21 protein-coding genes and 1 tRNA gene are annotated in these 18,634 nt (G+C 66.5%); 15 read left to right on the forward strand and 7 right to left on the reverse strand.

Features of this window, described 5'->3' with window-relative positions:
• Positions 1-45: 45 nt before the first annotated feature.
• Positions 46-492 (forward strand): MarR family winged helix-turn-helix transcriptional regulator, encoded by a 447-nt coding sequence (locus ACJEIK_RS07005; protein ID WP_061007280.1) that lies wholly within the window; start codon positions 46-48, stop codon positions 490-492.
• Between the two features lie 10 nt (positions 493-502).
• On the opposite strand, the gene ACJEIK_RS07010 is transcribed toward ACJEIK_RS07005, so the two are convergent.
• Entirely contained in the window at positions 503-2,497 is a 1,995-nt protein-coding gene (locus tag ACJEIK_RS07010; protein ID WP_061007279.1) for an ATP-dependent DNA helicase, read from the reverse strand.
• The gene (locus tag ACJEIK_RS07015; RefSeq protein WP_061007278.1) at positions 2,494-3,771 is read right to left on the reverse strand and encodes a nicotinate phosphoribosyltransferase; all 1,278 of its coding nucleotides are present in this window, start codon (positions 3,769-3,771) and stop codon (positions 2,494-2,496) included. Before ACJEIK_RS07015 ends, ACJEIK_RS07010 begins: the two co-directional genes overlap by 4 nt.
• Positions 3,772-3,824: 53 nt before the next feature.
• Between ACJEIK_RS07015 and clpS the strand changes: the two genes are divergently transcribed.
• The 8 genes from clpS to ACJEIK_RS07055 all read left to right on the forward strand — a co-directional run bounded on the left by clpS (position 3,825) and on the right by ACJEIK_RS07055 (position 9,808).
• A complete protein-coding gene (clpS, locus tag ACJEIK_RS07020; RefSeq protein WP_082761918.1) occupies positions 3,825-4,136 on the forward strand; it encodes an ATP-dependent Clp protease adapter ClpS in 312 nt (103 codons plus the stop codon).
• A 3-nt stretch (positions 4,137-4,139) separates the two neighbouring features.
• Positions 4,140-4,721, forward strand: coding sequence for a DUF2017 domain-containing protein (locus tag ACJEIK_RS07025; RefSeq protein ID WP_061007277.1), 582 nt, complete (start codon positions 4,140-4,142; stop codon positions 4,719-4,721).
• Complete coding sequence (locus ACJEIK_RS07030) at positions 4,718-5,737, forward strand: P1 family peptidase (RefSeq protein WP_061007276.1); 1,020 nt, start codon at positions 4,718-4,720, stop codon at positions 5,735-5,737. Before ACJEIK_RS07025 ends, ACJEIK_RS07030 begins: the two co-directional genes overlap by 4 nt.
• 25 nt (positions 5,738-5,762) lie before the next feature.
• The gene (locus tag ACJEIK_RS07035) at positions 5,763-6,422 is read left to right on the forward strand and encodes a rhomboid family intramembrane serine protease (RefSeq protein WP_061007275.1); all 660 of its coding nucleotides are present in this window, start codon (positions 5,763-5,765) and stop codon (positions 6,420-6,422) included.
• A 138-nt stretch (positions 6,423-6,560) separates the two neighbouring features.
• The gene (locus ACJEIK_RS07040) at positions 6,561-7,328 is read left to right on the forward strand and encodes a cyclic nucleotide-degrading phosphodiesterase (protein WP_061007274.1); all 768 of its coding nucleotides are present in this window, start codon (positions 6,561-6,563) and stop codon (positions 7,326-7,328) included.
• A 39-nt stretch (positions 7,329-7,367) separates the two neighbouring features.
• The gene (rph, locus tag ACJEIK_RS07045) at positions 7,368-8,150 is read left to right on the forward strand and encodes a ribonuclease PH (protein WP_061007273.1); all 783 of its coding nucleotides are present in this window, start codon (positions 7,368-7,370) and stop codon (positions 8,148-8,150) included.
• Positions 8,140-8,748, forward strand: coding sequence for an RdgB/HAM1 family non-canonical purine NTP pyrophosphatase (gene rdgB / locus ACJEIK_RS07050; RefSeq protein ID WP_409431244.1), 609 nt, complete (start codon positions 8,140-8,142; stop codon positions 8,746-8,748). The genes rph and rdgB overlap by 11 nt, the downstream gene beginning before the upstream one ends.
• Positions 8,749-8,896: 148 nt before the next feature.
• A complete protein-coding gene (locus tag ACJEIK_RS07055; protein ID WP_234785413.1) occupies positions 8,897-9,808 on the forward strand; it encodes an endonuclease domain-containing protein in 912 nt (303 codons plus the stop codon).
• A gap of 41 nt (positions 9,809-9,849) precedes the next feature.
• On the opposite strand, the gene ACJEIK_RS07060 is transcribed toward ACJEIK_RS07055, so the two are convergent.
• Positions 9,850-10,470: a TetR/AcrR family transcriptional regulator gene (locus tag ACJEIK_RS07060; protein WP_061007271.1), complete on the reverse strand. Its 621-nt coding sequence runs from the start codon at positions 10,468-10,470 to the stop codon at positions 9,850-9,852.
• A gap of 55 nt (positions 10,471-10,525) precedes the next feature.
• On the opposite strand from ACJEIK_RS07060, the gene ACJEIK_RS07065 reads away from it, so the two are divergent.
• Positions 10,526-11,413: a haloalkane dehalogenase gene (locus tag ACJEIK_RS07065; RefSeq protein WP_061007270.1), complete on the forward strand. Its 888-nt coding sequence runs from the start codon at positions 10,526-10,528 to the stop codon at positions 11,411-11,413.
• A gap of 3 nt (positions 11,414-11,416) precedes the next feature.
• On the opposite strand, the gene ACJEIK_RS07070 is transcribed toward ACJEIK_RS07065, so the two are convergent.
• Together ACJEIK_RS07070 and ACJEIK_RS07075 are read right to left on the reverse strand one after the other, a co-directional pair.
• Positions 11,417-11,755: a DUF3817 domain-containing protein gene (locus ACJEIK_RS07070; RefSeq protein WP_061007269.1), complete on the reverse strand. Its 339-nt coding sequence runs from the start codon at positions 11,753-11,755 to the stop codon at positions 11,417-11,419.
• Complete coding sequence (locus ACJEIK_RS07075; protein ID WP_061007268.1) at positions 11,752-12,123, reverse strand: hypothetical protein; 372 nt, start codon at positions 12,121-12,123, stop codon at positions 11,752-11,754. The genes ACJEIK_RS07070 and ACJEIK_RS07075 overlap by 4 nt, the downstream gene beginning before the upstream one ends.
• Before the next feature lie 209 nt (positions 12,124-12,332).
• Between ACJEIK_RS07075 and ACJEIK_RS07080 the strand changes: the two genes are divergently transcribed.
• The 3 genes from ACJEIK_RS07080 (at position 12,333) to istB (ending at position 15,186) form a co-directional block, all read left to right on the forward strand.
• Positions 12,333-12,419, forward strand: a tRNA-Leu gene (locus ACJEIK_RS07080).
• Positions 12,420-12,831: 412 nt separating this feature from the next.
• Positions 12,832-14,376, forward strand: a complete 1,545-nt coding sequence (istA, locus tag ACJEIK_RS07085) for an IS21 family transposase (protein WP_109558051.1) — start codon at positions 12,832-12,834, stop codon at positions 14,374-14,376.
• 54 nt (positions 14,377-14,430) lie between these two features.
• The gene (istB, locus tag ACJEIK_RS07090; protein ID WP_074360265.1) at positions 14,431-15,186 is read left to right on the forward strand and encodes an IS21-like element helper ATPase IstB; all 756 of its coding nucleotides are present in this window, start codon (positions 14,431-14,433) and stop codon (positions 15,184-15,186) included.
• Between the two features lie 279 nt (positions 15,187-15,465).
• Here the strand turns inward: istB and ACJEIK_RS07095 are convergent, their stop codons facing one another.
• Positions 15,466-15,597, reverse strand: coding sequence for a hypothetical protein (locus ACJEIK_RS07095; protein ID WP_110784233.1), 132 nt, complete (start codon positions 15,595-15,597; stop codon positions 15,466-15,468).
• A 222-nt stretch (positions 15,598-15,819) separates the two neighbouring features.
• Here ACJEIK_RS07095 and ACJEIK_RS07100 point away from each other — a divergent pair, with 222 nt between their 5' ends.
• Positions 15,820-16,908 (forward strand): fatty acid desaturase family protein, encoded by a 1,089-nt coding sequence (locus tag ACJEIK_RS07100; protein ID WP_406775737.1) that lies wholly within the window; start codon positions 15,820-15,822, stop codon positions 16,906-16,908.
• Positions 16,909-16,911: 3 nt separating this feature from the next.
• Here ACJEIK_RS07100 and ACJEIK_RS07105 read toward each other — a convergent pair whose 3' ends face one another.
• A complete protein-coding gene (locus tag ACJEIK_RS07105) occupies positions 16,912-17,070 on the reverse strand; it encodes a hypothetical protein (RefSeq protein WP_406775738.1) in 159 nt (52 codons plus the stop codon).
• Between the two features lie 411 nt (positions 17,071-17,481).
• Here ACJEIK_RS07105 and ACJEIK_RS07110 point away from each other — a divergent pair, with 411 nt between their 5' ends.
• Complete coding sequence (locus tag ACJEIK_RS07110; protein ID WP_234785414.1) at positions 17,482-18,627, forward strand: glycosyltransferase; 1,146 nt, start codon at positions 17,482-17,484, stop codon at positions 18,625-18,627.
• Positions 18,628-18,634 lie beyond the last annotated feature (7 nt).

Raw genomic sequence — 18,634 nt, forward strand, 5'->3', positions numbered from 1 at the left:
CAATAGGATGAAAGGCGGATCGCTCGATTGTCAAGCGAAAACCCGGTGGCCGACCGTTTGGGCGCGGCGGTACAGGACTACCAAGCTGCGGTCGACGACTTCGACCGCGAAGTCGCGCGTCTGCTCGGCATCAACACGACGGATGCGCGCTGCCTCGAGATCCTGATCCAAGAAACACCTGGTGTCACGCCGCGGGAGTTGGCCGACCGGTTGGGCCTGACGACCGGCAGCGCCACGACGATGCTCGACCGCCTGGAGAAGGTCGGGTACGTGACGCGCTCAGCGCATCCCAGCGACCGGCGCAAACTGCTGGTCCACGCCACGGATGTCGCGCGGGAGCGGGCCTTCGCACTGATCGGCCCGCTGGTCGATGCGGGACAGCGCACCCTGCTGAGTCGCTACAGCGTCGAACAGCTGGAACTGATCACCGAATTCCTCACGCGGGCAGCTGAATTGCAACGCGAGCACGTCGCGCGGCTGCGGGGGATGTGAACGGGCGGCGTCAGCTCGACGCAGCCAGCCGCTCCAGTGCGCTGCGCACCCGGACCGGATCGGTCGTCGACCAGTACGGCGGCAGTGACGACTGCAGGAACCCGCCGTAACGGGCCGTCGCCATGCGGGAATCCAGGATGGCGATGACGCCGCGGTCGTTGACGCTGCGCAGCAGCCGACCGGCGCCCTGCGCCAACAACAGCGCCGCGTGCGATGCCGCCACCGCCATGAACCCGTTGCCGCCACGCGCTGCGATGGCCCGCTGTCGCGCCGTCAACAGCGGATCGTCGGGGCGCGGGAACGGAATTCGGTCGATGATCACCAGCGACAGTGACGGTCCCGGCACATCGACGCCCTGCCACAGCGACAGCGTGCCGAACAACGAGGTCTCGGCGTCGTCGGTGAAGCGGCGTACCAGGGTTGACGTCGAGTCGTCGCCCTGGCAGAGCACCGGGGTGTCCAGGCGCTCGCGCATGATCTCGGCGGCGGCCTTGGCGGCCCGCATCGACGAGAACAGTCCGAGGGTGCGTCCGCCGGCGGCGGTGATCAGCTCGTAGATCTCGTCGAGCTGTTCCTGCGGAGCGGCGTCGCGGCCCGGCGGCGGCAGGTGCTTGGCGACATAGAGGATGCCCGACTTGGCATGGGAGAAGGGCGATCCCACGTCCATGCCCTTCCACTTCGGCGGCGTCGCCGTGCTGTCTTCCGGAACCGACAAGCCCCAGGCCCGGGCCATCGACTCGAAGCGCCCGCCGATGGTCAGCGTCGCGGATGTGAGCACCGCGGTCACCTCGCCGAACAACCGGCCACGGAGCAGCCCGGCCACCGACAACGGCGCGACGCGCAGGATGTATCGCACTGAGCCCCTGGACTCTTCACGATCCAGCCACACCACGTCATGGCGGTCGGGGATGGCGGGAACGAACGAGTCGATGATGCGCGACGCGGTGTCGGTCAGGTCGGTCAGCGCGGTCACGGCCTCGCTGCGCGCGGCCGCCGCGGTGGGATCCGACGGCGCGGTGTCGATCGCCATCTTGACCTTGTCCGTCGAATCACGAACCACCGTCAGGTACGTGGCGAGTTCGTCGTCGAGCACGTCGATACGGCCCGGTTCCATGTCGTGGATGGCCGACCCGAGCGTGGCGATGGCGGCCTCGAGGCGTTCTGCCAGTTCAGGTTCCACCAACCGGGCGGCCCGGCGGAGCGCCACCGCCATGGACGTGGCGGACAGTTCGCCGGTGGCCACACTGGTCACGCGGTCGACGAGTTCGTGGGCCTCGTCGACCACCAGCAGCTGGTGTTCGGGCAGGACGTTGACCTCGGAGATGGCGTCGATGGCGAGCAGCGCGTGGTTGGTGACGATGACGTCGACCGCCCCGGCCTTGGCGCGCGCCTTCTCGGCGAAACAGTCTGTGCCGTAAGGGCACCGGGTGGCGCCGATGCATTCGCGGGCGCCGACGCTGACCTGCGACCAGGCCCGGTCCAGCACGCCCGGCACCACCTCGTCGCGGTCGCCGCTCTCGGTGTCCGACGACCACTCGATGAGCCGCTTGACGTCGCGGCCCAATGCCGACGCGGCGACGGGGTTGAACAGTTCCTCTTGTGGCAGGTCTTCCTCGACAGAGTCGCTGCTGTGAACCTTGTTCAGGCACAGGTAGTTTCCGCGGCCTTTGAGCAACGCGAACTCGGGGCGGCGAGGCAGGTGCGGGGCCAGGGCGTCGGCCAGGCGGGGTAGGTCGCGGTCCACCAACTGGCGTTGCAGCGCAATGGTCGCCGTCGACACCACCACCGGCTGATTCGACGCGATGGCATGCGCTATCGACGGGACGAGGTACGCCAACGACTTTCCGGTGCCGGTGCCGGCCTGGACCGCCAGGTGCTCACCCTTGTCGAAGGCGTTGCCGACGGCCTCGGCCATCTCGATCTGGCCGCTGCGTTCGGCGCCGCCGAGAGCGGATACCGCGATGGACAACAGCCCCGAAACCGTCGGATCGGTCTTGCGGCTCATGCACCCACCAGTCGGGTCGGGATGGCCGGCTCGCCGGCGGAGAGCTTGAGGCCATCCCACGGCAGGCTGTGCAGCCCGGCTGCGACGCGGGCGCGGGCGTCGTCCAGCGAGGAGTCGTACACGACCGCGCCGGACCGCGCCAAAGGAACTGTCAGCACCCGGCCGTCGTCCGCGGGCACTGCGTCGGCGGGGTGCACCACCTCTTCGACGATGGTTCCCGACTCTTTCGCCAATCGCATCGCGGCTTTGCGGCCACCGTGAGATTCCTTGTGGCTGCTGCGTTTTGCCACGGGCATGCCGTCGACCTCGACGAGCTTGTAGACCATCGACGCCGTCGGCGCACCGGAGCCCGTCACCACCGAGGTACCCACGCCGTAGACGTCGACGGGCGCGGCGGCGAGCCCGGCGATCGAGTACTCGTCGAGGTCGCCGGACACCACGATTCGGGTCTTGGTCGCGCCCAACCCGTCGAGCTGGTCGCGCACCTGGCGGGCCATGACGCCGAGGTCGCCGGAGTCGATCCGCACCGCGCCTAGCTCGGGCCCGGCCACGGCGACGGCATTGGCCACGCCCTGGGTGATGTCGTAGGTGTCCACGAGCAGCGTCGTCCCGACGCCCAACGCGTCGACCTGGGCGCGGAACGCGGCGACCTCGTCGGGACCGCTCGCCGCGGTGTGCACCAGGGTGAAGGCGTGCGCGCTGGTGCCCCGCGCGGGGACGCCGTAGGTCCGCTGGGCCTCCAGGTTCGACGACGAGAAGAACCCGGCGATGTACGCCGCCCGCGCGGCCGCGACAGCTGCCTGCTCATGCGTGCGCCGCGAGCCCATCTCGATGAGTGGCCGGCCGCTCGAGGCGCTGACCATACGGGCGGCGGCCGAGGCGATCGCGGTGTCGTGATTGAAGATCGACAGGACCAGGGTCTCGAGGATCACGCACTCGGCGAACGTGCCGTGGATCGAGAGCACGGGGGAATCCGGAAAGTACAGCTCACCTTCGGGGTAGCCGTCGATATCGCCGCGGAACTCGTAGTCGGCCAGCCAGCGCAGCGTCTCGGCATCGAGAAAGTCCAGCGAGGCGAGCGCGGCGTCGTCGAACCGGAACTCGGCGAGCGCCGACAGGAACCGTGCGGTCCCGGCGACCACGCCGTACCGGCGACCGAAGGGCAGTCTTCTGGCAAACACTTCGAACGACGCGCGGCGATGTGCGGTGCCGTCGCGCAGGGCGGCAGCGAGCATGGTGAGCTCGTATTTGTCGGTCAGCAACGCGGCGGTCACAGACCTCACCGTACTGGTTCTGCGACCCGCGACCACCCGGCTATTCTGGGCTCATGGTTCTGGGTGCCAGCTCGTCGACGGTCGTCGCGCGGACAAGCCCCGCGACTGATGTCGAAGAGGTGGCCGGCCTGGACAGTCCGTGGGTGACCATCGTCTGGGACGACCCGGTGAATCTGATGACCTATGTGACGTACGTCTTCCAGAAGCTGTTCGGTTACAGCGAGGTGCGCGCCACCGAGCTGAAGATGCAGGTGCACACCGAGGGCAAGGCCGTCGTCTCGGCGGGCAGCCGCGAGTCGATGGAGGTCGACGTCACCAAACTGCACGCAGCCGGACTGTGGGCAACCATGCAGCAGGACCGCTGAGCGGTGCGTAAGTGGAAGCGCGTCAACACGTCGTCGGGCGTGCGCATCAAGTCCGGCCTGGAAGCGCATGAAGTCACGATGCTCAGGAACCTCGTCGGCTCGCTCATCGAGATGCTCGACGATCGCGAATCCTCCTCACCGCGTGACGAACTCGCCGAACTGACCGGCATGAAGATCGGGCCGTCGCAGGCGCCCGACGACGACACCATGCGCCGGCTGCTGCCGGACTTCTACCACGACCCGGCCAAGCATCCGGACGGCCGCGCTGCCGGGGAGAGCCTCAACGGTGCCCTGCGCAGCCTGCACGAGCCCACCATCGTCGACGCCAAACGGCAAGCCGCGCAACGGCTTCTGGATTCGCTGCCGGACCCGGCCGGAAAATTCGAGCTGACCGAGGAACAGGCCGAGTCCTGGGCGTCCGCGATCAACGACGTCCGGTTGGCGCTCGGTGCCATGCTGGACATCGGACCCGATGGGCCGCAACGGCTTTCACCGGATCACCCGATGGCCGGGCATCTGGAGGTGTATCAGTGGCTGACGTATCTGCAGGAGTATCTGGTGCTGAGCCTGCTGGACGAGCGGTGACGGGCTCCATCACCGACGTCGCCGGCATCCTGGTCGGCAATCACCACCGCATCGAAGACGCCACCCTGGGCGGTGGCTGGGCCACCGGCACCACCGTCGTCGTCGCCCCGCCGGGAACCATCGGCGCGGTCGACGTCCGTGGGGGAGCGCCCGGCACCCGCGAGACCGACCTGCTCGACCCGTCCAACAGCGTGCAGCACGTCGACGCGATCGTGCTCACCGGCGGCAGCGCCTTCGGGCTCGCCGCGGCCGACGGCGTCATGACCTGGCTGGAGGAACACGACCGCGGGGTGAAGATGCCCGGCGGGCGGGTGCCCATCGTGCCAGGAGCGGTGATCTTCGACCTGCCGGTAGGGGCGTGGGCGAACCGGCCGACGGCACAGTGGGGTTACCAGGCTGCGGACGCTGCCGGCACCGACGTGCCCACCGGCAACGTCGGCGCTGGCGCGGGTGCTCGGGCCGGAGCACTCAAGGGCGGCCTCGGCACGGCGTCGGTGACGCTCGACAACGGCGTGACGGTCGGCGCGCTGGTCATCGTCAATGCGGCGGGGCACGTCGTCGACCCGCAGACCGGGCTGCCGTGGTCGGCCGACCAGATCGCCCGGTTCGGGCTGCGGCCGCCGCCGCCCGACCAGATCGAGGCGTATGCGACCCGGGTGAAGGACCCGAAGCCGCTCAACACGACCATCGCCGTCGTCGCGACCGACGCCGCGCTCAGCCCCGGCGGCTGTAAGAAGGTGGCCGTCGCCGCGCACAACGGGCTGGCCCACACCATCCGTCCGGCGCACACCGCCGTCGACGGTGACACCGTCTTCGCGCTCGCGACCGGCCGGGTGCACATCGAGCCGGACCCCGCGACGCCGGAGCAGATGAATCCCGAGACGCGACTCATCTCCGAGATCGGGGCGGCCGCCGCCGACGCACTCGCGACCGCCGTGATGGTCGGCGTGCTGGCTGCCGAGTCGATCGCCGAGATTCCGACCTACCGCGACCTGCTGCCGGGAGCCTTCGGATAAGGCGTTGCGCCGGTAACCTGGCCCTATGAGCTACGACTTGTCTCCCACGTCGTCGAAGCCGAAGCCGCCCGCGACGTGGAAGGTCGGCGGCGTCACGATCGTCAGCTTCGTCGCGCTGCTGTGGCTCATCGAAGGCTGGGATGCGCTGCATCAGCAGAGGCTCAATCAGGACGGCATCCGGCCGCTGGAGTCCGACGGGCTCTGGGGCATCTTGTGGGCGCCGCTGCTGCACGCCGACTGGGCGCACCTGATCGCGAACACCGGCCCGGCCCTCGTGCTCGGGTTCCTGGTGACGCTCGCCGGCATGGGCCGCTTCCTCGGGGCGACGTTGATCATCTGGATTCTCGGTGGCTTCGGTACCTGGCTGATCGGCAACATCGGCGCGCCGCGCGGCGTGGAGTCCGTCCACATCGGGGCGTCCGGGCTGATCTTCGGTTGGCTGACGTTCCTCATCGTGTTCGGGTTCTTCACGCGGCACGCGTGGCAGATCGTCGTCGGGATCATCGTGTTGTTCGTGTACGGCGGTGTGCTGTGGGGCGCGCTGCCGGGGACGTTCGGCGTGTCGTGGCAGGGTCATCTGTGCGGTGGCATCGCCGGCGTGCTCGCCGCGTATTTGCTGAGCAGTCCGGAAAGGGAAGCGCGCGAACGGCGTAAGGGTTCGGCCCTGCCGTCGATTCCGACGTAATTTGCTGAATTCGGAATTCGCCGCACGCGGTGTTGCCGGAAGCGTGATCGGTATCGCTTTCGGGACCAATCGAGAAACTGGCCGCCCAATGGTGGCGTCTTTTCGTCGCGGGACGTGTTGACGTGGCAAGCTAGGGGTGTGCGCCTCACCATTCTCGGTTGCTCCGGCAGCGTGGGTGGGCCGGATTCTCCGGCCTCGGGCTATCTGCTGACCGCTCCGGACACCACACCGATGGTCATCGACTTCGGTGGCGGCGTGCTCGGCGCACTGCAGCGTCATGCTGATCCGGGCGCCGTAAATATATTGCTGTCACACCTGCATGCCGACCATTGTCTGGACTTGCCCGGGCTCTTCGTTTGGCGGCGGTATCACCCGAATCCTCCGGTCGGTCGCGCGTTGATGTTCGGTCCGGCGGCCACCTGGCACCGGCTCGGTGCGGCGTCGTCGCCGGAGGGCGGCGAGATCGACGACATCACCGACATCTTCGATATCCAGGTCTGGGTTGACGGTCAGGACGTCGAGATCGGCGCGCTGACGGTGACGCCCCGGCTGGTGTGTCACCCGACCGAGTCCTACGGCATGCGGTTCACCGATCCGTCCGGCGCGACGCTCGTCTACTCCGCGGACACCGGTTACTGCGACGCGCTGATCGATCTGGCCCGCGGCGCCGACGTGTTCCTGTGCGAGGCGTCGTGGACCGACTCGCCGGACCGTCCGCCGAAGCTGCACCTGTCCGGCACCGAGGCCGGGCGCGCGGCCCGCGAGGCCGGCGTCAAAGAGCTGCTGCTGACGCACATCCCGCCGTGGACGTCCCGCGAGGACGTCATCAGTGAGGCCAAGGCCGAGTTCGACGGACCCGTGCACGGCGTCGTCTGCAACGAGTCGTTCGACATCACCCGCCGGTAACTCGGCGCCGCGCTCACGGCGGACCGCTAGGGTTGTCGGGTGTCCCGACGAGAAGACGGTCGCCTTGACGACGAACTCCGCCCGGTAAAGATCACCCGAGGATTCACCAAGCACCCCGCTGGGTCGGTATTGGTGGAGTTCGGCGAGACGCGGGTCATGTGCACCGCCTCGGTATCCGAAGGTGTGCCGCGCTGGCGCAAGGGGTCCGGACTGGGCTGGCTGACCGCCGAATACGCGATGCTGCCGGCCGCCACGCACGACCGCTCCGACCGCGAGTCGGTGAAGGGCCGCGTCGGTGGACGGACCCAGGAGATCAGCCGGTTGATCGGCCGCTCGCTGCGCGCGTGCATCGACCTCAGTGCCCTGGGCGAGAACACCATCGCCATCGACTGCGACGTGCTGCAAGCCGACGGCGGCACCCGCACCGCCGCGATCACCGGCGCGTATGTGGCGTTGGCCGACGCCGTCACCTACCTGGCGGCGGCCGGACGCCTGAAGGACCCGCGTCCGCTGTCGTGTGCCATCGCCGCCGTGTCGGTCGGTGTGGTCGACGGCCGCGTCCGCACGGACCTGCCCTACACCGAGGACTCGCGCGCCGAGGTCGACATGAACGTCGTCGCCACCGATACCGGGACCCTGGTCGAGGTGCAGGGCACCGGCGAAGGCGCGACGTTCCCGCGCTCGACGCTCGACAAGCTTCTTGATGCCGCGCTGGCCGCCTGCGACCAGTTGTTCGCGCTGCAGCGCGAGGCGCTGGAGCAGCCGTACCCGGGTGTGCTGCCGGAGTCCTCCGCACCGGCCAAGAAGGCATTTGGTGCCTGAGCTCCTCGTCGCTTCACGCAATGCGAAGAAGCTCGCGGAGTTGCGGCGGGTGCTGGACGCCGCCGGTATCACGGGTCTGACGTTGTTGTCGTTGGACGATGTGCCGGCGTTCCCCGAGGCGCCCGAAACTGGCGCTACGTTTGAAGAGAATGCGTTGGCCAAAGCTCGTGATGGCTTTGTGGCCACTGGAATCCCTTGTGTTGCAGACGATTCCGGAGTGTCGGTCGATGCGTTGAACGGCATGCCCGGGGTGCTGTCGGCTCGGTGGGCCGGCGGGCACGGGGATGACGCGGCGAATCTCTCGTTGTTGTTGGGCCAGATTCAGGACGTGCCCGACGAGCGGCGGGGTGCGGCGTTCGTGTCGTGCTGCGCGCTGGTGTCTGCCGCGGGTTCCGTCGTGGTCCGGGGTGAGTGGCCCGGTGTTATCGCGCGGGAGCCGCGGGGTACGGGTGGTTTTGGGTATGACCCGGTGTTTGTCCCGGCGGGTGGTTCTCGGTCTGCTGCTGAGCTGAGTGCGGCCGAGAAAGACGCGGCGTCACACCGCGGGCGGGCGCTTGCACAATTGGTGCCCGCGCTGCGGGAGTTGGCTGCGGGTTAGTCGCGCGTAGGCGCGTGATCGCCGCCCAACGCAACTGCAGGGCGGTTTTCGGGCTGACTTTCCGCCGCCCAGTTGCGTTCGGGCGTTATCCACAGGCTCTGCTCTTCCGTCCTGGCGCTATGCACGAACCGCTGGGCACACTGCGCTGGTGGGGGAGCCATTCATTGGGAGTGAGGCGTTGTCGGCGGGGCGCCTGACCCGGCATCAGTTGCGGACGAACTTCGTGGCCGTACACAAGGATGTCTATGTGCCGAGAGGCACGAAGCCGACCGCGGTCGTGCGCGCGAAAGCGGCGTGGCTGCGATCGAAACGCCGGGGTGTGCTGGCGGGTTTCTCGGCGGCAGCGTTGCATGGCGCCAGGTTCATCGGGCCGGAGATTCCTGCCTACATCTGTGACCGCTACTGCCGCGGCGAGCGGGGTGTGGTGGTGTGGCGAGACACTCCGGCTGACGACGAAGTGTGCCGCATCGGCGAGATGTTGCTGACCACGCCATTGCGTACCGCGGTTGATCTGGCGCGAAAGCTCCCTGAGGATGTCGCTGTCGCGGCGATTGATGCGTTGGCCCGTGCGGCACGGCTGACGGTGGCTGACATCGAGTTGGCGGCGGCGCGTCATACCGGTCAGCGGGGCATTCTCCAGGCGAGGAAGACAATTGCGCTCGTCGACCCGAAAGCTGGATCGCCGAGAGAATCAGCGTTGCGGCTGTTGATCATTCGGTCTGGCCTCCCGAAGCCGGAGAGCCAGCACTCGATTTACAACGAGTACGGCGCGTTGCTCGGTGTTGTCGATTTCGCGTGGCCGGAGTTGAAGATCGCCGTCGAGTACGAGGGTGGGCACCACACCGATCCGGAAGCCGTCCGCCGGGACATCGCGAGAATCGAGAGCATGGTTGAAGCGGGTTGGCTCGTAATTCGGGTGACTGTGCGCGACCCGGCGGGAGTGGTGTTGCGTCGCCTCATCAACGCGCGCGCATCGCGAGGCGCGGTCGACGATGTGGCCTGGCGGTTTCCGCGGGATGAGGCGGAAAGATTGTGGCGCGCTGAGATGTGGGCGTCGTAGTTGTGATGCCGGGCTGCTCCAACGCAACTGCAGGGCGGTATTCAGGCTAGATTTCCGCCGTCCAGTTGCGTTCGGGTCAAGTAACCGTCGATGAAGTCGTGCAGTGCGGGAGCGAGGTGCGCGACGCCGGCGTCGTTCAGCTTCGCCAGCAGGATGATGCCCTGATACTGCGCGAGTAGTGCGTGCGCGAGCTGCTGTGGATCGGTGCCGGGGCGCAGCGCTCCGGCCGCTGAGGCCTCGGTGGCGATGACCGCCATATGGTGTTCCATCGTCTTGAGGGTGTGGGCCAGGTGCTCGCGCAGATCGTCGTCGGTGGTGGACAGTTCCGCGGCGAAATTGCCGAAGGGGCAGCCCACGGCGCGGCCGAATTGGGCTTCGAGCGCCGACTGGATGGCGCCGATGGCGTCCGGGATGGCATGCAGCTTGTCGGCCGGTGTCGCGGCGGGGGAGCCGGTCAGCTGGCGTTGAAATGCCTTGGCGTGTAAGTCGACAACGGCTTTGGCGAGCTCCGATTTCGACGGAAAGTAGTGATAGAAGCTGCCCTTTTTGATGTCGGTCGCGCGGCAGAGTTCGTCGACGCCGACGGCTTGGTAGCTGCGTTCGAGGAACAGCCGTGCGGCGGTGGCGACCAAGCGGTCGCGGGCGTCGGAACTTCGGGGCATCTGTGGATCGTAATTACTAGTTGACCGGTCGGTCAACTAGTGGCAAGTTGACGACATGACTACCGCTGAGGTCTTCCGTACGCCCGACGAACGCTTCGCGAATCTGCCGAGCTACGACTTCGCCCCCAACTACGTCGACGTCGACGGGCTGCGCATGCACTACCTCGATGAGGGGCCCCGCGACGGCAAGCCCATCGTCTGCTTCCACGGCGAGCCGACGTGGGCGTACCTGTACCGCAAGATGATCGACCCCTTCATTGAGGCCGGGCACCGGGTGATCGTCCCCGACTACGCGGGCTTCGGCCGCTCGGACAAACCGACCGACCGGCGGTGGTACAGCTATGACCGGCACGTCGAGTTGGTGACCCAGGTGCTGGGCGAGCTCGGCTTGCAGGACGCCACCGTTGTCGTGCAGGACTGGGGCGGACCGATCGGCTTGCGCTGGGCGGTAGAGAACGCGGATCAGGTTGGCGCCCTGGCGATTTTCAACACCGGGCTGTTCACGGGTCGGGTGTCGAAGGGCTTCATGGCGTGGCGTGCGTTCGCGGAGGCCAACCCCGACCTGCCCGTCGGCTTCGTGATTCAAGGCGCGACGACGACCGACCTGCCGCCTGAGGTCGTCGCTGCCTACGACGCGCCGTTCCCGACCGTCGAGTCGAAGGCCGGCGCCGCGCAGTTCCCGCTCCTGGTGCCGATCGCGGAGGACGCGGCGGGTGCGACGGAGATGAAGGCCGTGACCGATGCGCTGTCCCGCTGGGAGAAGCCGGCGCTGGTGGCGTTCTCCGACCAGGACCCGGTGTTCCCGTATCCGCGCGCGGGCGAGGCGTTCGTCGACCTGCTTCCGACGGTCGACGAGCAGGTGCGGATCGAAGGGGCGTCGCACTTCCTCCAGGAGGATCGCGGCGAGCAGTTGGCCGTCGAGGTGCTCAAGCACCTGGGCTGACGGTCAGAGGTCGAAGCGCTTCTTCACATCTTCGGTGCGGAAGTGCTCGACGATGATGCCGATCAGCGGGACGGTGCCGGCGAACAGGACGCCGATGGTCTGCCCGAGCGGCCAGCGGACCTTGACCGCAAGGTTGAACGTGCAGAGCAGGTAGGCGAAGTACACCCAGCCGTGGACGATGCCGATCCAGTTCAGGCTGGCGTCGTTGAAGATGTAGTGCGCGACCAGCTCGTAGCAGAGGGCGATGAGCCAGAGACCGGTCGCCCACGCCATCACGCGGTAGGCGGTCAATGCCTTGCGGATGGTGTCTTTCGACAGGGTGGTCGGCTGCGACTCGGTCATGTGGTGGTCCTGTCCTGTTTGTCGTTCTCGGCCAGTTCGGCGAGGTAGGCGTTGTATTCGTTGAGGGTGGGGTCCGCGGTGTCTTTGGCGGCCTTGGGGCGCTCGGGGAGCAGGCCCTCGGGGATTTCGGTGGGCTCATTGGTGGCCGGCGCTACGGGGCCTTGATCTTCGTAGCGGACGAACTTGTAGTAGCCGTAGAAGCAGAAGGCACCGAACATCGGCCACTGCAGGGCGTAGCCCAGGTTCTGGAAGGTGCCGGCGCTCGACTGGAAGCGCGACCACTGCCACCAGGCCAGGGCCATGCAGCCCAGGGCAGCGACGGTCACCAGCACGATGAGCGCTGGCCTCCTACGCCGTGTAGTGGACATATGGCAACGGTACCGCGCGCGGGTTTGGGTTTGCGATTCGTGCCTGCTAGGACGCCGGACGTTCGACGCATGGCCGCGGCACAGGGCGCGACTTGGGCCCGATGAACTCGCCGGGGTTGCGCATCGGCCCTCCATCAAGCGTTGGGATCAACGTATGACGACGGTCCGACAAGTTCTGGCTGTGCTGTACCGGTATCCTCAGGGGGCCCGCGGGCGTGATGAAATTGGCAAACATGCCGGCTTTAGGTGCCGGTGCTCGTGAGAGTTTGTGGGTTCGAGTCCCACCGCCCGCACCATAGAGTGCTTGCTGCATTCATCGCGAGAGCGAACGGCCTGGTATGGGTCGATCGCTGCAGCGATCGACCCGCCGGCCTGTGTTTGGGCAGCTCTTGCATTGTTGAGGTGAATCCAAAGAGCTCTGTCTGCACTCAGAGCGGCGGGCCTTGAGTCGGTCGACTGGAGGGCGTGCGGCGATGCGCGGATCAGGCGTCGCTGCCGGAAGCGTCTGCAGACCCTGCATTAGGTGTCAGCGGTCACGTATTTCCCCAGGTTTGAGGGGTTGTCCGTCACGTAATTCCCCACCCTGGCTGTCACGTAATTCCCCACCCTGGGCGGTGTGTCTGCCTGGTGTGGGCCTCGTTTACCGGTTCGCTCTGCATCCATCTGATGGTGGATGGAAGGGCGCTGATGGCGAGGAGAAGTATCGTGATGCTCGATTTGGTCGAGTTGTTCACCCACTGGCACGCGGGCCGTTCGCAGGTCCAGTTATCGGAGTCGCTGGGCATTGACCGCAAGACCGTCCGCAAATATTTGGCTCCGGCGGTCGCGGCGGGTATCGGCCCGGGTACGGAGCCGCTGACCGCGCCACAGTGGTCGGAGCTGATCGGCGGGTGGTTCCCGGAACTGTCCGATCCTGCGGCGCGGGCGCTGACCTGGCCGCTGATCGAACCGCACCGGGACCAGATCAAGACCTGGCTCGATGCCGATGTCACGATCGCCACGATCGCTCAGCGGTTGCGGGACGAGCATGCGGTAGCGGTGTCGGAGTCCTCGGTTCGGCGTTGGATCGCAACACATTTCGCGGAAGAGGTGGCACGAGCGAAGGTGACCGTGCCGCGCGGGCCGGTCGAGCCGGGCAGTGAAGCGCAGATCGACTACGGTCGCCTGGGCATGTGGTTCGATCCCGCGGTGGGCCGCCGGGTGGCGGTGTGGGCGTTCGTGATGGTGTTGGCGTGTTCGCGGCACCTGTTCGTGCGCCCGGTGATCCGGATGGACCAAACCACCTGGTGCGCTTGCCATGTCGCGGCGTTCGAGTTCTTCGGCGGGGTCCCGGCCCGGTTGGTGTGTGACAACCTCAAGACCGGGGTGGACAAACCCGACCTGTATGACCCGAAGATCAACCGCGCCTATGCCGAGCTGGCCACCCACTACGGCACCCTGATCGACCCGGCGCGGGCGTTCAAACCCAAAGACAAACCCCGCGTCGAACGGCCCATGCAATACATCCGGGATTCGTTCTGGCGCGGCCGCCAGTTCGACGGGCTGCCCGCGATGCAAACCGACGCCCAGCGCTGGAGCATCGAGGTGGCCGGGGCGAGGTCGTGTCGGGCACTGGAGGGCGCGCCGCCGTTGCGGGTGTTTGAAGCGATCGAAGCCAGCGCGTTGATCGGGTTGCCGCCCAGAGTATTTGAACTGTCCACCTGGTCGATCGGCACCGTCGGCACCGACGCGCACCTCAAGGTCGGCAAGGCGTTGTACTCGGTGCCGTGGCGGCTGATCGGGCAACGCCTGCATGCCCGCACCGCCGGCGACGTGGTACAGGTCTTTCACGCCGATGCGGTGGTGGCCATCCACGTGCGCCGCCCATCGGGGCGCTCGACCGACTTCGCCCATTACCCGCCGGAGAAGGTCGCGTTCGCGATGAAAACCCCGACCTGGTGCCGGCGCACCGCCGAACTGGTCGGCCCGGCCTGCGTCGCGGTGATCGCCGCGTTCATGGCCGACAACGCCATCCACCATCTGCGCGCCGCGCAAGGAGTGCTCGGGCTGCGCGACAAACACGGCTGCGACCGGTTGGAGGCCGCGTGCGCCCGCGCCATCGCCGTCGGTGACCCGTCCTACCGCACCATCAAAGGCATCCTGGCCGCCGGCACCGAACACGCCGGCGACGAACCGCCCGCCAGCACCGGCGCGGCGGGGGCGTTTCTGCGTGGCCCCGACCAGTTCGGCACCGATACCGGCATCATCGCCTGATCGTCACCAATTCCACACTGCTGCAACATAATCAACCTTCAAAGGAAGCCCACCATGTCTATCTGTGATCCGGCGCTACGCACCGCGCTGCGCACCCTGAAACTGTCCGGCATGCTCGACACCCTCGATGCCCGGCTCGCCCAAACCCGCGACGGCGGCCTCGGCCACCTCGAATTCCTGCAAGCCCTCTGTCAAGACGAGATCGCCCGCCGCGAATCCGCCGCTCTCACACGGCGATTGCGCCGCGCCAAGTTCGAAGAACAGGCCACCTTCGAAGACTTCGACTTCACCGCCAACCCGAAACTGCCCGCCGCGATGCTGCGCGACCTGGCCGCCCTGCGCTGGCTCGACGCCGGCGAATCAGTCATCCTCTACGGCCCCGTCGGCGTCGGCAAAACCCATGTGGCACAAGCACTCGGACATCACGTAGCCCGCCGCGGCGGGGACATCCGCTTCGTCAAATGCGCCCGCATGCTCGCCGACCTTGCCGGCGGACACGCCGACCGCACCATCGGCCAGCGCATGCGCGAGTACACCCGGCCCCTGGTACTGATCGTCGATGACTTCGCGATGCGTGAGCACACCACCACCCAATCCGACGATCTCTACGATCTGGTCTCCGACCGGGCCATCGCTGGCAAACCCCTCATCCTGACCAGCAACCGCGCCCCCAAAGACTGGTACCCGCTGTTCCCCAACCCCGTCGTGGCCGAATCCCTACTCGACCGACTGATCAACACCAGCCACCAAGTCCTCATGGACGGACCCAGCTACCGACCCCGGAAACGACCCGGCCGCACCACCACCTAGACAACGCCCGCCCCGACCGGTAAGACCAACACGAGGCCCACACCTGGGGAATTACGTGACAGCAACCCCTGGGGAATTACGTGACCGACGACAATTAGGCGACTCGCACGGATCAGCCACCGTCGCCCCCGCGCCGCCGGAGTTCGATCGGGCGTTGGCCGTCGAAACTGCTTGGAGGATAGCCAGATTCGGCCAAGTGATCAGACACGGACAATCGCCGACCGCCGAATCGTTCAATCGCGGCGACGAAAAGCGTTGAGCCGCTTGGCGTTACCTGTGTCAGTGCTTCTTTGAATGCAAGACGCCGTCGGTCGACGCCTGACCGGTCTTGGCGCGCTTCTCGGCGCGTTTCTCTTTGAGCGACTTTCCGGTCTTCTTGGTCATGCTCTGTCGCGGAGATTTGTCAGACATGACAGCCCCTTTGTTCGGGGGCCTGTGCGGTCCCAATCACCTGACCCTACGCGCACCGCGGACGGCCACGCAATGCGCTCGAGCGCGCCGTGCCGTCATCGCCTGGTCCGAACGCTGCGTGAGCGCCCCATGGCGCCGTTTCGAAATGGGGCCTAGGCTGGTGGGACACGCACCCCAGGTGGCCGAGACCGGTGCCACGCGCGTCAACGGACCGGAATTCTTTTGCCCATCAGTGATATTGCCGCGTATGCCCGTCTGTCTCCGGCAGACGTCGAGGCGATCGGTCTTGAACTGGACACCGTTCGCGCCGACGTCGAGGAATCCCTCGGCGCGAAGGATGCGACCTATATCCGGCGCGCCATCGCGTTTCAACGGACTCTGGACGTCGTCGCTCGACTGCAGATTGCCGGGAGCCGATCCAGGATCGGTTGGGCGGTGGGGGTCGTGGCGTTGGCGTATGCGAAAGCCGTTGAGAATATGGAGATTGGGCACAACGTCAGCCACGGCCAATGGGACTGGATGAACGATCCGGAAATTCATTCGAACACTTGGGAGTGGGACATGATGGGGCCGTCCGCGCAGTGGCGGTACTCGCACAACTACCGCCATCACGTCTTCACCAACGTGGTCGGCGTGGATGACGATCTCGGGTTCGGAGTATTGCGGGTGACCCGTGATCAGCCGTGGAAGCCCTCGGATCTGTGGCAGCCTTTACGAAACCTGTTCTTGGCCTTGGTCTTCGAATTGGGAATCGCCCGCCATGGCTATCACTCCGAAGCGGAACGAGCAGGCAGCGAGGACGGCAGGCAGGCTGCGAAGGAGGCGATGCTGAGGAAGATCGCGCGGCAGACCGTCAAGGATTACGTCGTTCTGCCCGCGGTCAGCCTGCGCCGCTGGCGCCGAACGCTGACCGCCAACGCGACCGCCAACCTGCTGCGCAACCTCTGGTCGTATGTGGTGATCTTCTGCGGACATTTTCCCGACGGCGTGCAGACGTTCGCCCCGGAAGTCCTGAAGACCGAGACCGGAGCAGAGTGGTATCTGAGACAGATGCTGGGTGCCGCGAACTTCAAAGCTGGTCCGGTGCTGGCATTTTCGAGTGGAAACCTGTGCTACCAGATCGAGCATCACCTGTTTCCCGACTTGCCGAGCAATCGGTACGCGCAGATCAGTGTCCGGGTCCGTGACTTGTGCGAGAAGTACGACCTGCCCTACACCACCGGCTCGCTCATCTCTCAGTACCTACAGACCCTGCGGACCAACTTCCGGCTGGCGTTCCCGGACAGCGGCTGGGCCGCCATCCGCGGATAGCCGTCAGTGGTCGAAGACGGCCTTGATTTTGGTCCGCGCCTGTCCGGCGTCGGCTGCGTGATGCGCCTTTTGTTCGTCGAACGGACCGCGGTCTTCGATGCCGAAGCCGAAATAGCTCTTGGTGGCTTTCCAAGCGGTTTTGGTCCTTGTTGCGATATTCATGATCGTTCCCTCTGGTTCTCTTAGGTGATGAAGGACGGCGCATTGGCAGAATGCGTTATGCGCCTTCGGCTTTGGCTTTCGGCCGCCCAGACGGGCAGGTCGGCAAGTTGTTCGCCACGGTGATCCGGGGCGCTGCGAGATCACGTCGATGCTGTGGGCTCGACACAACTCAAGTTCTCGATAGGTGCCACACTACACCGTTTGAGCTGCAGGAATCTTCACCCCGGCCGTCGGGGCAGCCGTTTCGGGTGTAGCGTCGAACGGGTTGGGAACCAACCAGCCCGCCGGGCGTAGTCAAGTCAGCATCTTGCCGTTGAATTCCTCGAGCAGCCGCTCGCGCCGGACACATCGGTGACCTCTATGCGACGGGACTGCCGTGAAATCTCCACTCAGTATTCGGATATCCAGGTGCTGAATCCCGGACGTGCCGGCTCGCCAAGTTTCGGGATCCTCGGCACATTTCCACCCACGCGATGTGGCCTGGCCGCTTTCAGTGCGGCGCTGAGTCGCGGGTTGGCCGCCAACGGCGCCGACGTGAGCGTGGTGCGTGTTGCGGATGGGTGCTCTGCCAGCGATAGCCGTGTGGTCGGTGAACTGGTCAACGGATCGCCGGCGTCAGTCGCCGCGGCCGTGGACCTGCTCAGCAAGAGTGACGTCGCGGTGATCCAGCACGATTACGGAATCTATGGCGGCACTGACGGAGATGAGGTCGTGGAGATCATCGGCGGGCTGCGGGTGCCGTCGATCGTGGTCGCCCACACGGTTCCGAGGGATCCGACCCGGCGCCAGCGCTCCGTGCTGGAGGCGGTGATGACGCATGCTGACCAGGTAGTGGTGCTGTCCGAGGCCGCCAGGGCGCAACTGCGTCACGGGTTCGACGTCGATCAGCGGAAAGTCACCATGATCGCGCGTGGGGCGACCCTCCCCAGCGGCGTGCGCCCCGGTCGTGGTGGACGACCGACGCTGTTGACCTGGGGTCTGCTGGGGCCGGGCAAGGGCATCGAGCGGGTCATTGATGCGATGGATTCACTGCACCGCCTCAATGGCCGGCCGCGTTATCTCGTTGCCGGCCAGACCCATCCACGGGTGCTGGCGGCCGACGGCGAGGCCTACCGCGATGCCTGTACCGAGAGGGTCCAGCGCGCCGGCGTAGGGCACTCCGTGCATTTCGATGCCGGCTACCGCAACGGGTCGTCTCTGATCGAGCTCATGCTGTCCGCCGCGGCGGTGGTGCTGCCGTACGACTCCACCGATCAGACGACCTCTGGCGTCTTGGTCGACGCCATCGCCAGCGGCCGACCGGTGGTCGCGACGGCTTTCCCCCACGCCACTGAATTGCTGTCCACCGGGGCGGGGATCGTGGTGGGCCATGACGACCCCGAGGCGTTGCGGTCGGCTCTGCATGCAGTACTGACCCAGCCCAGATTGGCCGGCTCGATGGCCGCCGAGGCCCGGCGGTTGGCCCCGTCGATGACGTGGCCGATCATCGCCAGATCGTATCAAGCTGTGGCACAACATATTCTGAGCAGAAGGCCGGAGCGGATGTGGCTGGGGTAGTGCCGTA

Source organism: Mycobacterium sp. SMC-16, assembly GCF_046250085.1.
Lineage (GTDB): Bacteria > Actinomycetota > Actinomycetes > Mycobacteriales > Mycobacteriaceae > Mycobacterium > Mycobacterium phocaicum.

Bases quoted from the DNA above. Each gene is read 5' to 3' on its own strand.
- ACJEIK_RS07010 (WP_061007279.1), bottom strand. From the start codon at position 2,497: ATGAGCCGCAAGACCGATCCGACGGTTTCGGGGCTGTTGTCCATCGCG.
- clpS (WP_082761918.1), top strand. From the start codon at position 3,825: ATGGTTCTGGGTGCCAGCTCGTCGACGGTCGTCGCGCGGACAAGCCCC.
- ACJEIK_RS07035 (WP_061007275.1), top strand. From the start codon at position 5,763: ATGAGCTACGACTTGTCTCCCACGTCGTCGAAGCCGAAGCCGCCCGCG.
- ACJEIK_RS07060 (WP_061007271.1), bottom strand. From the start codon at position 10,470: ATGCCCCGAAGTTCCGACGCCCGCGACCGCTTGGTCGCCACCGCCGCA.
- ACJEIK_RS07065 (WP_061007270.1), top strand. From the start codon at position 10,526: ATGACTACCGCTGAGGTCTTCCGTACGCCCGACGAACGCTTCGCGAAT.
- ACJEIK_RS07070 (WP_061007269.1), bottom strand. From the start codon at position 11,755: ATGACCGAGTCGCAGCCGACCACCCTGTCGAAAGACACCATCCGCAAG.
- ACJEIK_RS07075 (WP_061007268.1), bottom strand. From the start codon at position 12,123: ATGTCCACTACACGGCGTAGGAGGCCAGCGCTCATCGTGCTGGTGACC.
- istA (WP_109558051.1), top strand. From the start codon at position 12,832: ATGCTCGATTTGGTCGAGTTGTTCACCCACTGGCACGCGGGCCGTTCG.
- istB (WP_074360265.1), top strand. From the start codon at position 14,431: ATGTCTATCTGTGATCCGGCGCTACGCACCGCGCTGCGCACCCTGAAA.
- ACJEIK_RS07095 (WP_110784233.1), bottom strand. From the start codon at position 15,597: ATGTCTGACAAATCTCCGCGACAGAGCATGACCAAGAAGACCGGAAAG.
- ACJEIK_RS07105 (WP_406775738.1), bottom strand. From the start codon at position 17,070: ATGAATATCGCAACAAGGACCAAAACCGCTTGGAAAGCCACCAAGAGC.